We start from the raw sequence: 13,924 nt of genomic DNA, 5'->3' as shown, positions 1-13,924 counted from the left end.
CCTCTTCCGCAGCATAGCGCAGGGGATTTTTCCTTTTTCCATTTCCTGTCCGGAGTTTGTAAGGGGCCGGAGCCCCTTACTCCCGGGAATATGTCCCCGGAAAAACAGAACCTCGCGTCATGTCACGTGCCTTCCCCTTTTGAATTGACGGGAAAAAGCACTCAAGTAAGCTCTAACGAGCTTCCGCCCAATATGCAGATGATGACCAGACCAGCGCCAGCCCTTTCTTCCTCCGCCGTTCCGGTGAAGACCATGCTGGCGGAGGTGCGGAAGCCGCTCGGCCCCGTATGGTGGAGCGTGTTTCTCGCCAGCGTGCTGCTGGCGGCGTGGGGCGTGGGGTGGAGTTCCTGGCGCATTGCCGCGGAGGGTGTGGGAGTGCTGGGGCTGAACAATAACGTGGTGTGGGGGCTGGACATCGTGCATTTTGTCTTCTGGATAGGCCTGGGACATGCGGGCACCCTGATTTCGGCCGTCCTGCTGCTGACCCGTCAGTCATGGAGAAGTCCGATTGCCCGCGGGGCGGAACAGATGACCCTGTGCGCGGTGGTCTGCGCCGCCGTCTTTCCCGTGGTGCACGTGGGGCGTCTCTGGATGGCGTGGATGGCCTCCCCCCTGCCGGAGGTGAGCGGCATCTGGCCGGACATGGCCTCCCCCCTGATGTGGGACGTCATGGCCGTCAGCACGTATTTCCTGCTTTCCCTGTTGTACTGGTACATCGGGCTGGTGCCGGATTTCGCGCTGCTGCGGGATTGCTGCGCGGGGCATTTGAGGCGGCGGTACGGATGGCTGGCTCTGGGCTGGCAGGGGACGGGGCGCCAGTGGCGCGCCTATGAAAAGGCCAGCCTGCTTTTTGCGGCCATCCTGACTCCCCTGGTGGTATCCGTCCATTCCGTGGTGAGCTTTGACTTTTCCGTGACGCAGGTGCCGGGGTGGCACCAGAGCATTTTTCCGCCCTATTTCGTGGGGGGCGCCATTTTGAGCGGCATGGCGATGGTCCAGTTGATTCTTCTGGGGGTGCGCCGCCTGATGTCCGGCAGCGGCGTCCGGCAGGCCATTACGCCGGCCATTCTGGATTTGAGCTCCCGCTTCGTGCTGGCCCTGGCCCTGGTGATGGGGGCCATGTATCTGTGGGAGCACCTGGCCGTGGTGCTGAATGGAGGCTCTCCGGCGTTGTTCCCGGGCAGGAATCCCGTGAATGCCGTGTTCCTGGGCGCCATGGTCGCCGGGAACGTGCTGCTGCCCCAGTTGTTCTGGTTCCGCTCTCTGCGCACCAACCGGTGGGTGATTGCGGTCGTGGCCTTGGGCGTGCTTGCCGGCATGTGGATGGAACGCTTCTGGATCGTCGTGAATTCCCTGAAAGCCTCCCTGCTGGCCGCCAATATCGGGGATTATTCCCCCAGCCTGACGGACCTGGCCATGATGGCCGGGAGCGTGGGGCTGTTCACGGCGCTGTACATGGCGCTGGTGCGCGTGACTCCGTTTTTTTCCTTGTGCGACGTGCGGGAACAGCAATCCCTGAACAAGGAGGGCGGGGCATGAAGAAGCGCGTCACTTCCGGCTGGGTGCTTTCCTTTTCTTCGGAAGAAGCGCTCCTTCAGGCCGTCCGGACGCTGGTGAAGGAGGAGGGCGTCTTCTGGGAGGTCTGTGCGCCTTATCCCTGCGCCGCCGTCCGGCTTGCCAACCGCCATGCCGGGAGGGCCGTAGGCGCAGGCGTGCGGCTGTGGGCCGCGGCTGGCGGAGTGTGCGGATTCCTGGCCGTGGCCCTGTGGCTTTACTGGACGCAGTTCTGCGCGGACCCTCTCATCACCCAGGGCAGGGTGCAGGGCTGGGACAACTGGCCCGCGTACGTTCCCCCCCTGTTTGAAGGGACCTTGCTCGGGGCCGGACTTCTGACTGCCGCCGGGTTCCTGAAAGGGGCCGTTCTCCCCCGGTGGAACGACTGGGCGTTCGAGTGTGATTTCTTCAGGACGGATGAACACGGGGACGGTTATTTCATTCTGCTGGAAGGCGGCCGTGAAGATCGTGCCGCCGCTCTTGCTGCGGCACTGCATCCGGACGCGAGCGAATACATCCATGAGGAAGGGGGCCGTTCATGAGAGGCGGCATGACGGCGATAGCCGCCCTGGTTCTGCTGGGGGCGCTCTGGTTCCTGGTGAGGGATGACGGGGGCAGGAATGCCGCGCCCCATTTGTTTGACAATATGAACGAGCATCCGCTGGCGGACGCCCAGCAGGTGCGGGAGCCCTTCACTCCCGCAGGCCGGAAGGTCCGCCTGACGCCGCCCCATGCCGTCGCGCAATCCCTGGGAACGGGGGAGGCAGTCCGTGAACGGGGGAATGACCGGGATTCCTTTGCCGCGGAGGGCTCCTACTTTTCCTCCGGCCGCATGCAGGGGGGGGAGGAGGATATCATGCCCCTGGAATTGGGCGGGGTTTCCCGCAGCCGTGACGTGCTGGCGGAGGGGCGCACGCTGTATCTGGCGCATTGCGCCGTCTGCCATGGTGCGGATGGAAACGGACGCGGCAGCATGGCCGCTTATGACACCTACCCCCAGATAGGCTCCTTCCGGGATGAAAAGTATGCGGCCTATTCTCCCGGAAAAATGTTCAGGAGCATTCGGCTGGGGCAGGGGAACATGCCCGCTTTCGGAAACATTCTCACGGCCCGGGAAATCTGGTGCCTGGTGGCGTTCGTCCGCCGGCTTCAGGCGCTCCCGGTGCCCCCGCAGGAAGAGCGACCCGTTACTAGACAAGGGGAACACCGTCCATGAACAGCAATATATCATCAACCGGAAGGGAACGCCGGGACAGGCCGGGATTCGGCTGGGCCGGACGTTCCGCCGCCCTTGCCCTGTGGATCATTTCCGTGCTGCTGTGGTGCGTGCTGATGCGCCAGTCTTTTAACGCCATGCCGTGGGATGAGATGACGGTGGCCGGAACCCGGCTGCATGAATGGAGAAAACCGTTTGCCGCCGCCGGAATGGCGGTGGGCGTCATCGGTACGGGCGTTTGCCTGGGGTGCCTGTTCTGGCTCTGCCTGTCTTCCCTGACGGGAGCCGGGTGGGGCATTACGCTGAGGCGGGTGCTGGCGGCGGCCTGCTGGGGCTTTTTACCCGGCGTTCTGGTGCTGGCGGGAACGGTCGGCTGCCTGACTACCGTCATCTTTCCGGAGGCGGCCCGCTACTGGGGCGTGGCGGATATTTCCTCTCCCGCCGTCCAGGCCTTCGGCGTGCTGGACCTGGCTGATCCCGCGTGGTGGAATCCGGCGTGGCTGTATGTGCGCATGGGAATCATCGTAGTGCTGGCCTGGAGCATGGCCCAGGTATGGGAGACGCTGGCGGCGGAAAAAAACGTCTGGCAGCCTTCCTTCCGCCGGGGGGGCGCCGCTTTCTGCATGATCGTGACGGTGATGATGCTGGACGTGCTGGGGATTGACATGCTGGCAGGGACGGGAAGGGCCGTTCTTTCCATGTTCCCCGTGTACATGGCTGCGTATGCCCTGCTGGCGTCTCTGGCATTAGCGGTGCTGGCCGCGGCGTGCCTGAGGAAGCTGGACGGAGGGAAGGGATTGCCGTGGCCGCGCCTAGGCGGCATGCTGACGGCCATGGTGCTGGTGAAAGCATACATCACGTACTCCCAGTACATGATTACATGGTATGCCTCCCTTCCGGCTGAAATGTCTTTTTATGACGCCGCCTTCTCCTGGTCCGGGCTCCTGTCCGCGGCTCTGGCGCTCCAGCTTCTGGTGCCTTTCCTCGTTTTGCTCTTTCCCGCGTTGAGACGCCGCCCGTCTGCGCTGGGCGCGGTCTGCGTTTGCATCCTGCTTGGCTCCCTGCTGGAAGCGTGCTGGATGTTCTGCCCCGGCCTTGGGCTGGAACCGGCTGCGTGGGGCACGTGGCTCCCCCTCGTCCTGCTCCTGGTGTCGATGGGCCTGGTCTGCTGTTTTTCCTTCCTGGGGGCCTTGAGCGTCCGCAGGGTATTTCCCGAATCACGATGAATGTTCCCGCCGCCGTTTCTTCCCTGTTCCGCCGCCGTCCGGACGAGTGGCTGCCCCTGTTCTGGCTGGCGGCGGCCTGCGTGCTGGCGCTGGTGTGGTCCCTGGTCCATGCCTCCGGACTGGTGGCGGGTGTTCCGCTGCCGTGGCCGGCTGGGCGCCTCATGTTCTCCTTTTACGGTGCGCTGGTGTACGGCTGGGCCCTCCCCGTCCTGTTTTCTTTCATGGCGGAGAACGGATGCAGGCGGCTGAAACCCGCGGAATGGCTCTGGCACCTCTGCGTTGTGCTGGGGATGGCCACGATTATGGCGGGAGACGGAAGCGGCCTGCTCCTGATGCCCTTTGACTGGTGGGTTTGCCCGGTGTTTGCCATCCTTGCCGCCGGCAAGGCGTGCGCTGCGTGGTTCCGGCCGTTCCCGTGGCCCGTGCGGCTGCTGTTCAGTTCCTCCGCGGGATGCACGGCGGCGGCCCTTCTGGCGCTGGGTTATACGCAGGCTTTGTCCATGAACGGCCTGCTGGACGCCTCCTCCCTGGAAGGCAGCCTGTCCTGCGGGCTGATGTTTGCCGCGCTGGGAGCGGCGGCGTTCCGCTTGAACATGGCCAAAGGCCGCGGTTTTGGAATACTGGCCGTCTGGATGGCCGCCGTGCTGGCGGCGGCTCCGGTGGTAGGCGGCCTGGGGGGGCTCCGGGGTTTTCCCGTGCCCTGGGCGCTGGCGGAGGCCGGGGCCGTCTGGTCGTGGTGCGCCGCGGTTCCCGCCGTGCTGATGGCGGTGTATCTTTGGATGAAATCCGGTCCGGAGACCGGGACGTGGCTGAAAGCCGCGGTTTCCCTGCTTGCCTTGCTGGCAGTGTGGGACGTGTTTGCCGGGGCGTGGCCGGAGCTGATGCAGTTTTCCCTGTCCGCGTGGCATGAGGTGGAATTGTGGATCCTGCTGGGAGCCGGAGCGCTGATGATGGCCGGAAGGAAGGGGCCCGTGCGGTTTCCTGCGGCATGGTGGCTGTTGGGCGCCGGCGTTTGCGGCGTGCTTCTGGCTTATGCCGTAGGCGTGGTTGCCGCGGTGGACGTTCAGGCTTTTCCGGAAGCCCGGCGCGCGGAACTGATGAGCGGCTGGGTGGGCATGGCGGCCTGCGTCCATGCCGTTGCCATGGCTCTGTGCCTGGCGGGAAGCCTTTGCCTGTGGCGTCCGGCGGATGCCGGGAACCCGGAAATGGAAACTCCGGTTCCGCAGCGTCTTTTCTTCATTGCCGCCGTTGCGGCTGTTCTGTTGTTGGCTACGGCGGCGGCTGTCCTGCTGCATGCTCCCGCGCCGGACTCACTGGAGGTCAGGCGGCCCGTCCAGGATGCGGCAGGAGCCAGGATTTATGCCGCTGAGGGGTGCGCCCTGTGCCACACCCAGATCATCCGGCGTTCCATGTCCGGGAAGGACTGGCAGACGGCAATCGACCGCGGCACGGACCCGGATTTCCCTTACCGGGTCAGCGAGCCGGAAGACATGGATGCCGAATTCAACGGGGAGGGCGCTCCGCAGGCGGGCGTGGCGGCGGTAGGGCCGGATTTGAGCAATGCGGCGGAATACGCCGCAGGCAGGCTGGAATATGAAGACGCGGTATCCGGCGGCACGCGCCGCGCCGCGCAGGTAAGGGAATGGCTGGCCCTTCATCTTTACAACCCGCGGGAACCGCAGTTTAAAAAGCCCTGGACCGTGTGCCCCTCCATGCCCGGCATGTTTGAAGAACGCCCGGTGGAGGGGAATGCCCCTTCCCTGGATGCCCTGCCTGTCCGGATGGAGCAGGGCCGGGAACTGGTGCCTTCCGGGCGCGGGGAACGGCTGTTGAACTATCTTGCTTCCCTCAGGAGAGTGGAACCCTCCCGGAAACGCGACCGGATTCATTCTTTTCCTGGCCTGTCCCACATTCATCCGGACTATGCCGCCCATCCTCCCACGGTGGACATGGAACGCCTGAAAAGAGCCCGTGCGGCCGCCGTCATGGAAAAAGGCAGGGGCGTGTACCTTTCCAAATGCGCCATTTGCCACGGCAACGACGGCATGGGGGACAAGGTGACCTATCCGCCCCTGGCCGGGTCCGAATGGCTGAAGGAAAAGCCTGATGCGGAAATCGTCAAAATCATCCTCCAGGGGCTGACCGGGCCGATCACGGTGAACGGGAAGGAATGGAATTCCACCATGCTGCCGCCCGGCGTGACGAATTCCCGTGACCTGGCGAACCTGCTCACGTTCCTTCGCCGCCAGTTCGGCGGAGTGGAAAAGGCGGCCTACACGCCGGAACAGATGGACGCCATCCGCCGGGAGCTGTAACGGCACATGTCATTACGGTTGCCGGCCGCTCTCCGCGCGGCATGTTTTTTCTGCACGGTTTCAAGCAATGCAGGAGGGCGGTTGCGGAAAAATTCCACGCTTTACGCTTCTTGAATACGCGGCGGAAACAGAGGCAAATGCCATTCCATGAATTTGGAAAATACGTCCGCCATTGTTTCGGACAAAAACGTTGTTATCGGGACAAATGCCAGCGCCGACAATGGCACTGACAATGTCGTGATAGGTTATCAATCTTCCACCAGGGATGACTGGGGCACCATTGCGGGCTCCATGTCCGTCGGAGCCGCCCTGGGGATCATATCAAGGTAGGGAACTCCTGTGTTTCCGTAGGCTCCTGGTCCAATACGGCCCATGGACATGGTTTCCGTCCTAGTGGAAGAACTTGCCGGAGGCTCCGCGGAACCTTCCCCCGCCGCTTTGCCTTCCCGGAAATCCCGGGAAGCGGCACCTGAACGGACCGTTCCGCCGGAACCCTGCGAACTGACGGAAAAGGGGTGCGTCTGAATGAAAAGAGTTTCCGTGACGGACTGACGCCGTTTCCCAGGAAACATGACGGGGCTGCCGCACCATATCCAAGTGCGGCAGCCCTTTTATTTAAATAGTTCCGGCTTACAGGACGAGCATGTCCCGGTCGTCAAATTCATCGTTCGGTCCCCAGGCAACTTCCCAGTAATAGCCGTCCGGGTCCGCAAAATAGCCATGGAAGCCGCCCCAGAAAACATCCTGGGGTTCCTTGACGATCCTGGCTCCCGCGTTCCGCGCCAGTTCAATGACTTCAACTACCTCCTCCTTCGTTTTTGCATTATAGGCAAGCGTAATTCCTCCGAACCCGGCGCCGATGGGCGGAGGATTCTCTCCGTTGATGTCCTTTGCCAGCAAATCCAGCGGATACAGCTCCAGTTTGGTGCCGGGAGTGCTGAAAAAGACGACGTCCGGATGGTCGCCCGTCTCATCCGTTTTAAAACCGAGTCCGTCACGGTAAAATTGCAGGGCCTTCTTCATGTCCCTGACTCCAAGGCAGACGATGTTCATTCTGTTCATGTTCTTCTTCATGGGATGGTATTTGAAATGTTTGATGGAGATGGCCCGGATATCGGTTCCTCTGCAAAAAAAGGGCTGCCCTCCGCACCGTGTACCGGGAAGGCAGCCGGATGAAAGTGGCCGGGGAAAAGGTCAGCTCAGGGCTTCCACCAGCTTGTCGCCGTAGGCGGAGCAGGAAAGCTCCGTGGAACCGGGAATCATTTCCGCGAGGTCGAACGTGACCGTTTTTGCGGAAATCACTTGGTCAATGGCCTGAATCAGCAGGTCTGCCGCTTCCGTCCAGCCCATGTAGCGCAGCATCATTTCCGCGGACAGGATGACGGAGCTGGGGTTGGCCTTGTCCAGTCCGGCCAGTTTGGGCCCGGTGCCGTGCGTGGCTTCAAAAATGGAATGGCCCGTCAGGTAATTGATGTTGCCGCCGGGCGCGATGCCGATGCCGCCTACCTGCGCCGCCAGGGCGTCGGAAATATAGTCCCCGTTCAGGTTCAGCGTGGCAACCACGTCGAAATTCTCCGGATGAAGCAGGATTTCCTGAAGGAAGGCGTCCGCAATGCAATCCTTGATCACGATTCCGTTGGGAAGCTTCAGCCAGGGGCCGTCTCCGATGGGCTGGGCACCGTATTCCCGGCTCGCGACGTCGTACCCCCAGTCGCGGAAGCCGCCTTCCGTGAACTTCATGATATTGCCCTTGTGAACCAGCGTGACGCTCTTGCGGCCGTTCTCCACGGCGTAATCAATGGCGGCGCGCACCAGGCGCTCCGTGCCTTCACGGGAAACGGGCTTGATGCCGAAGCCGGAACTCTCCGGGAAACGCACCTTCTTCATGCGGTCCGGGAAAATGCGGCTCATGGTGTCGAAAAACAGTTTGGCGTCCTCGGATCCCTCCTTGAATTCGATGCCGGCGTAAATGTCTTCCGTATTCTCGCGGAAAACGACCATGTCCACCTTTTCCGGAGCCTTGACGGGAGTTTCAATGCCGTTGAAATAGCGCACGGGACGCAGGCAGACGAACAGGTCCAGATCCTGACGCAGCGTAACGTTCAGGCTGCGGATGCCGCCGCCCACGGGGGTGGTGAGGGGGCCCTTGATGCCGACCAGGTAGGTCCGGAAGGCTTCCACCGTCTCATTCGGGAGCCAGGTACCCAGGTTGTCAAAGGACTTCTGCCCGGCAAAAACTTCATACCAGGCAATGGAACGCTTGCCCTGGTAAGCTTTCTTCACGGCCGCGTCAATCACCCGGGAAGCCGCCGCCCAAATTTCAGGCCCGGTTCCGTCACCGATGATGAAGGGAATGATGGGCCTGTCCGGAACGCAAAGCCTGCCGTTCTGCATGGTGACGGCTGCGCCGTCCGTGGGAGGGGTGAATGTTAAATTGGCCATGACGTGCGTTCCTTTATAGGAGCCAGCCTGTTTTGGCAAGATAAAAGAACGGAATGGGGAAGTGCGCATCATGGAGCTCTTGATGGCCGCCGGGCCTCTTGTACAGGCAGTATCAGAACCAGCGGTCCTTTCCGGGCGGTTCTTCCGGCTGTCCGGCTTCTTCCCGGAGGCGGCGCAGGAAATTTTCTTCCGCCTGGCGTATCAAGCCGCTCTCCATGATGTGCTTCCGGGCGCTTTCGTTCAACTGGTTGACGGCAATGGCGGCGTCTTCGGAAGTCAGCCTGTTCCAGATGCCGGCGTCATCCCTCACGATTCTGAGGGAGCCCTCCACCATCTCGCAGGAAACCAGCTTTCCGTGAAGCCCCTCCGCGGTAATGGGGCCTTTGTTCCCTGCGGGAATGATAACCCGGAGCGGCTCGGGTCCCTCCAGGTCAATGCCTCCGTGGGCGCGGTAGGCCGCTTTCAGGATCAGCGTCTTTTTACTCCACCACCACGTGGTGGAATACCGGTATTCATACTCGAACGTCCGTTCCACGGTCACCAGGTTGGCTACCTTCTCGTCCTTCTGCACGATCAGGGCCACGCCGCCGTGGTCGGAGGAAAACCCCTTGTTGATCAGGGTGAGGCCTACCTCCCTGCCTGCTTCAATCAACTTTTCCGCCACCTCCATCGGTTTTTCCACCGGGGCGGTGATGCAGGACCGCACGCCCCAGAACAGCATGGCCAGGGCCCCGATCAGGACGGCGCCTTTAACCAGAACGACGACAGCAGGGGAATGCAGGAAGGAGGATGGTGGGGTATCACTCATGAAACGTTGTACGGGACGGGAACTCAGGGTTCCGGGTCTTCATGGGAACCGTCCTTCTTGAGGGGAGGCATGAACAGGGCCAGGAATGTGAAGGCGATGACGGTCAGGTCGTCTATCTGGCCTACTCCGGGAATGAAATCCGGAATCAGGTCAATGGGGGAAAAGGCATAAAGAGCCGTCAGCACCAGGAGAACAAGCTTGCGTTTGGTGAAAAGGCGCGGTTCTCCTTCCCGGCTGCGGAAATAATTGATGGCCCTGGTCAGGAATTGCTGCCTGGACCCGTTGGGTGGAATGGGAAGCTTGTTTTTCATGGGGCTGCAAGGGTGAAGTTGCGGGAAATGGAAAAGGAACGCTCCGTTACGGGGAGAAAAGGCATGAATGCAGGCAGGAGAAGATGATACCGCCTATGATAACGAGCGCCACAATCATGGCCTCCCGGCTATTTGTCTGGGAAGCAACATAGAGCAGGGACCGCCTGTAATCGTCTTTGATGGGTGGCTTTTCTTTCATCAGGGAGCTTTTCTGAAATTATCTCATGCGCTTCCGGCTGCGTCCAGAGCAATTCCCGGATGCCGCTGGGAGTATGTGTCCTGCCGTTTAAAAGAGAGTGGAACGTTTACGGCAAATACGTTATATGGGAGAACCTTCTTTCCAGAATATCCCTTCATGACATTCAAACCGGCAGAGGGGAAAGAGAATCAGGCACCAAATAGATGCCGGAAGGAAGAAACGGTATGGCGTTCCGACAAGAGAACGCGGCAGGGAAAGGAAAGGGCTCCATGGGGAATTGCTTCCGTTTCTCCGAATCTTGTTGCACTCCCTTTTGCGATGTGCTGGAATCGTCTGATGAACAAGTGGTTTTTGTTTTCTCTGTGCATGTTGTTCGGTGCAGTGCTTTCGCCTTTGCTGGCAGGTGAAGCCAAGAGTTCTCCCCCTGATAGCGGCAGGGAGCAGGTTGATTCTTCCGTCTGGATCAATGGTGAATCACCCCATTTGGCTCCCGTTTATTTTACAGGAGTCATGCACAAGCGGAGCAGGTGGGAAATCGATATTATTTCCCTCAACAGTCATGAATTGCCGGAACCGATGACCGTGGCTTTGGAAAAGAAGCCTGCGGGGTTCACGTCTTCTGCAGGAGGCACGCCCTGCTGCGGGATTATTCCCCTCCTGATCCCCTCCGGAGCGGAAGAAGAACCCCGGCGGTGGCGTGATGCGGGAGCTTCTCCCTCTCTGGTGAAGGAAAACACCCCCCAGGCTCTTTCCCTTTTGCAGGAATCAGTTTTACAAAGCTACCAGCATCAAATTATTAAATCCATAAAAATGACCATCGGCATCCTTGAACGGATGACGGATGAAAAACAGGCGCTGGCGTTGGAAAAGAGCTGGGCTTATGAAATTATAGATTATACTTTCTGGATATTGCTGGAGGGAAGCGTTCCCTTCGATGCAAGAATGGCTTATGTCCAACGTAATCCGGACGTCCTGAAGCAATCGCAGAAGGAGTCGGACGCCTATTGTGAAAGGGTTCGCATTCTCCGGAGCAAGCCGTGGAGCGGCAAATTGCGCCTGTTGCAGGATAAAAATGAGAATCTTCCGGCGGGGGTTCCCAGTTGCCTTAATCCTTAATTATTTTGTTCATGAACCATGGAAACATTGAATTCAGGAAAGTAAGCGGCTTTAAGCGGGGAACATTGTTTGAATTACTGTCGGACGCCTATTCCTTTGACGAGAGGTGGGAGGATTGCTGCGCTTCCGACTGGAAGGAGTTTGATCATTTTTTCTTTGATAACCCGCAGATTGCGGACCAATACGGTTTTATAACTGTCTTGAATGGCAAAGCCGTCGGGCTGGCGTCGTGGGATCCGAGGAAGATGCCCGAATACGTGGAGATAGGTCACAACTGCATTATCTCCTCCCGCAAGGGCCATGGGTATGGCAGGATGCAGCTCCGGGAGGCGCTTCAAAGAATCGTGAAAAGGGGAGCGAAAAGAATCATCGTCACCACGAATGCCCGCTCGGTTCCCGCCCGGCGAATGTATGAAGGCGCAGGTTTTAAGATTTGCGGGAAAAGGAGGAATGAAAGCCGTACCGGGTTTTTCGGGGATTACATTGATTATGAAATGATGCTGTAAGGGAAAGAGCGCAGCATGAAAGGAGAGGGGAAATTTTTCCTTGCCGTTTCCCAAGCCCGTGCGGCGGCGTCAGGAAGCTGAGCGCAGGGTTCATGGAGAGTGGAAGAGGCTGCCTTTCCCTCTTGCCTGCGGTCATTTTCTCCCGGCCTGGGCGAACATGAAGGCGGCATTGACACGGCGGGGGGCAGGGGGTACTCTCCTGCGGCATATAATGATCAGTTTTACGAATATCAGCGGGGCCGAGGAGATTGGGGCCAATTGCTATTTGCTTGAAATGAACGGCACCCGGATCGTGCTTGACAGCGGGATGCACCCCAAGAGGGAAGGGATGGCGGCCATGCCGGATTTTGATTCCATGGAGCCCAATTCCGTGGAAGCCGTTTTTTTAAGCCATTCCCACCTGGACCACCTGGGAACGCTGCCCGTGCTTCAGGAGAAGCAGCCCGCGGCGGAGGTATTCATGACGCCCGCCGCAGCCGCCCTGTCTGAAGTGATGCTGCACAATTCCGTGAATGTGATGAGCGCCAAGAGGCTGGACCTGGGCATTGTGGAGTATCCCTTTTTCACCCATAACGACCTGGACAGGCTGAGCGACGCCTGGCATGCCAAGTCCTGCAACGAGGTGTTCCGCGTGGGCTTCCGCCAGAACGTGCTGGCCACGTTTTACGATGCCGGCCACATTCTGGGGTCCGCGGGCGTGATGCTGGAAGGAGAGAGCGGCCATACGGTGTTTTATACGGGGGACGTGCAGTTTGAGGACCAGAGCATGATTCCCGGAGCGGATTTCCCGGAATCCGGCGTGGATACGCTGATTATGGAGTGCACGCGCGGCGGCTTCCAGCGCAGCGCCCATTATTCCCGCCCGGAGGAGATGGTGCGGTTCGGGAAGGCGATTGCGGAGACGCTGGAACGCGGCGGCGCCGTGCTGATTCCGGTATTCGCCATCGGCAAGAGCCAGGAGATGCTGTTCAATATCCACCGTTTCAAGCAGCAGGGGGTGATCCCCGCCAATACGCCCGTGTACTTTGGCGGGTTGAGCGCGAAGGTTTCCCTGCTTTATGACCGTTTTGCCGGACTGACCCGCAGGCACGACCATGAGTTCAAGCTGAAGGAGGAAATAAAGACCGTGCCCCTGCCGCGCAAGGGAAAAGCCCCGCTGGTGTGTTCCCCCGGGAATATTTACGTGGTTTCCAGCGGCATGATGACGGAGAATACGCTCTCCAACGTGATGGCGGAGCAGGTTCTTCCGCATGAGAAAAACGCCATTCTTTTTGTAGGGTATGCGGATCCGGATTCCCCCGCGGGCCGGCTGCGGGCCGCGCAGGAGGGGGATATGGTGAAGATGCGGCCCAACGGGCAGCCCGTGCGCCGCAACTGTACGGTGGATTGTTTTGACTTTTCCGGGCACGCTACCCGTGACGCCCTTGTCAATTATGCCGTGAAGCTGAATCCCAGGCAGGTGGTTCTGGTGCACGGTGATCCGGATGCCGTGGAGTGGATGCACGATACGCTGTCCGCCAGAATGCCGGGTTCCACCATCATCGCTCCCGTTCCGGGCCAGCGTTATACGTTTGAGTCATGAGTTTTACCGGAGAGAGAAAAGGCCGCCTGATCGTCTTTGAAGGCATAGACGGCACGGGCAAGTCCACCCACATCGGCCAGTTGCGGAAGTATCTGGAGGGGAAGGGACTGGAAGTGGTGCAGAGCTTTGAGCCCACGCGCGGGCAGTGGGGCCGGATGTTGCGGGATTCCGCCGTGACGGGGCGCCTTTCCGTAGAGGATGAGGTAGAGTTATTCCTGAAAGACAGGCGGGAGCATGTGGAGACGCTGATCGCCCCTGCGCTGGCGCGCGGCGCGTGGGTGTTGCTGGACCGCTATTACCTTTCCATGATGGCTTACCAGGGTGCGCGTGGGGTGGATACTTCCGTCATCCGCGCCGCCAATGAAGAATTTGCCCCGGTGCCGGACGCCGTGGTCTGGCTGGATATTCCCGTTTCCGTGGCTCTGGAACGCATCGGGGGCCGCGGAGAACGCGATGCCTTTGAGACGGAAGCGGGCCTGACGGCCTGCCGCAACGTGTTCGCCTCCATCCATGAACCCTGGATGCTCCGCGTGGACGCGGACGCCGGGAAGGAAGAAGTGGCGGCAAGAGTGCGGAAGGCCCTTTCCGGGCATTTTCCCGAAGTGATTAGTGAATAGGCGTATTCCACTGGCCGGTGGCCGGGAGTTTT

At 60.2% G+C, this 13,924-nt stretch carries 15 protein-coding genes; 11 read left to right on the top strand and 4 right to left on the bottom strand.

All coding sequences use genetic code 11. The features are described 5' to 3' along the window. Window positions 1–198: 198 nt before the first annotated feature. From nrfD to QSJ36_RS02540, 7 genes are all read left to right on the top strand, one after another. A complete protein-coding gene (gene nrfD, locus QSJ36_RS02570) occupies window positions 199–1,539 on the top strand; it encodes an NrfD/PsrC family molybdoenzyme membrane anchor subunit (protein ID WP_285466611.1) in 1,341 nt (446 codons plus the stop codon). Continuing rightward, entirely contained in the window at window positions 1,536–2,096 is a 561-nt protein-coding gene (locus QSJ36_RS02565; protein WP_102730955.1) for a quinol:electron acceptor oxidoreductase subunit ActD, read from the top strand. Before nrfD ends, QSJ36_RS02565 begins: the two co-directional genes overlap by 4 nt. Before the next feature lie 8 nt (window positions 2,097–2,104). Beyond that, on the top strand, window positions 2,105–2,770 hold the full coding sequence (locus QSJ36_RS02560; RefSeq protein WP_285466608.1) for a cytochrome c: 666 nt from the start codon (window positions 2,105–2,107) through the stop codon (window positions 2,768–2,770). Then, window positions 2,767–3,996: a hypothetical protein gene (locus tag QSJ36_RS02555; protein ID WP_285466607.1), complete on the top strand. Its 1,230-nt coding sequence runs from the start codon at window positions 2,767–2,769 to the stop codon at window positions 3,994–3,996. Before QSJ36_RS02560 ends, QSJ36_RS02555 begins: the two co-directional genes overlap by 4 nt. Beyond that, window positions 3,993–6,311 carry a cytochrome c gene (locus QSJ36_RS02550; RefSeq protein ID WP_285466606.1) on the top strand — a complete coding sequence of 773 codons (2,319 nt, stop codon included), beginning with the start codon at window positions 3,993–3,995 and terminating at the stop codon, window positions 6,309–6,311. The genes QSJ36_RS02555 and QSJ36_RS02550 overlap by 4 nt, the downstream gene beginning before the upstream one ends. 147 nt (window positions 6,312–6,458) lie before the next feature. Continuing rightward, on the top strand, window positions 6,459–6,641 hold the full coding sequence (locus QSJ36_RS02545; RefSeq protein WP_285466602.1) for a hypothetical protein: 183 nt from the start codon (window positions 6,459–6,461) through the stop codon (window positions 6,639–6,641). A 42-nt stretch (window positions 6,642–6,683) separates the two neighbouring features. After that, window positions 6,684–6,836, top strand: a complete 153-nt coding sequence (locus QSJ36_RS02540; RefSeq protein WP_022398336.1) for a hypothetical protein — start codon at window positions 6,684–6,686, stop codon at window positions 6,834–6,836. Window positions 6,837–6,941: 105 nt separating this feature from the next. On the opposite strand, the gene QSJ36_RS02535 is transcribed toward QSJ36_RS02540, so the two are convergent. From QSJ36_RS02535 to QSJ36_RS02520, 4 genes are all read right to left on the bottom strand, one after another. After that, window positions 6,942–7,373: a VOC family protein gene (locus QSJ36_RS02535; RefSeq protein WP_102722034.1), complete on the bottom strand. Its 432-nt coding sequence runs from the start codon at window positions 7,371–7,373 to the stop codon at window positions 6,942–6,944. Window positions 7,374–7,505: 132 nt separating this feature from the next. Then, window positions 7,506–8,753, bottom strand: a complete 1,248-nt coding sequence (gene icd, locus QSJ36_RS02530) for an NADP-dependent isocitrate dehydrogenase (RefSeq protein WP_285466600.1) — start codon at window positions 8,751–8,753, stop codon at window positions 7,506–7,508. 112 nt (window positions 8,754–8,865) lie between these two features. Continuing rightward, window positions 8,866–9,561: a DUF4230 domain-containing protein gene (locus tag QSJ36_RS02525; RefSeq protein ID WP_102722036.1), complete on the bottom strand. Its 696-nt coding sequence runs from the start codon at window positions 9,559–9,561 to the stop codon at window positions 8,866–8,868. 23 nt (window positions 9,562–9,584) lie between these two features. Beyond that, complete coding sequence (locus tag QSJ36_RS02520; RefSeq protein ID WP_022398332.1) at window positions 9,585–9,872, bottom strand: YkvA family protein; 288 nt, start codon at window positions 9,870–9,872, stop codon at window positions 9,585–9,587. 67 nt (window positions 9,873–9,939) lie between these two features. On the opposite strand from QSJ36_RS02520, the gene QSJ36_RS02515 reads away from it, so the two are divergent. The 4 genes from QSJ36_RS02515 (at window position 9,940) to tmk (ending at window position 13,892) form a co-directional block, all read left to right on the top strand. Next, entirely contained in the window at window positions 9,940–11,187 is a 1,248-nt protein-coding gene (locus tag QSJ36_RS02515) for a hypothetical protein (RefSeq protein ID WP_285466596.1), read from the top strand. Window positions 11,188–11,252: 65 nt separating this feature from the next. Continuing rightward, window positions 11,253–11,693: a GNAT family N-acetyltransferase gene (locus QSJ36_RS02510; protein WP_215443351.1), complete on the top strand. Its 441-nt coding sequence runs from the start codon at window positions 11,253–11,255 to the stop codon at window positions 11,691–11,693. A 211-nt stretch (window positions 11,694–11,904) separates the two neighbouring features. Then, window positions 11,905–13,275 (top strand): MBL fold metallo-hydrolase, encoded by a 1,371-nt coding sequence (locus tag QSJ36_RS02505; RefSeq protein ID WP_285466594.1) that lies wholly within the window; start codon window positions 11,905–11,907, stop codon window positions 13,273–13,275. Further along, window positions 13,272–13,892: a dTMP kinase gene (tmk, locus tag QSJ36_RS02500; RefSeq protein WP_285466593.1), complete on the top strand. Its 621-nt coding sequence runs from the start codon at window positions 13,272–13,274 to the stop codon at window positions 13,890–13,892. The genes QSJ36_RS02505 and tmk overlap by 4 nt, the downstream gene beginning before the upstream one ends. Window positions 13,893–13,924 lie beyond the last annotated feature (32 nt).

It is taken from the genome of Akkermansia sp. NBRC 115031 (assembly GCF_030268505.1).
Taxonomy (GTDB): domain Bacteria; phylum Verrucomicrobiota; class Verrucomicrobiia; order Verrucomicrobiales; family Akkermansiaceae; genus Akkermansia; species Akkermansia massiliensis.
This window is presented reverse-complemented; position numbering and strand designations above follow the sequence as displayed.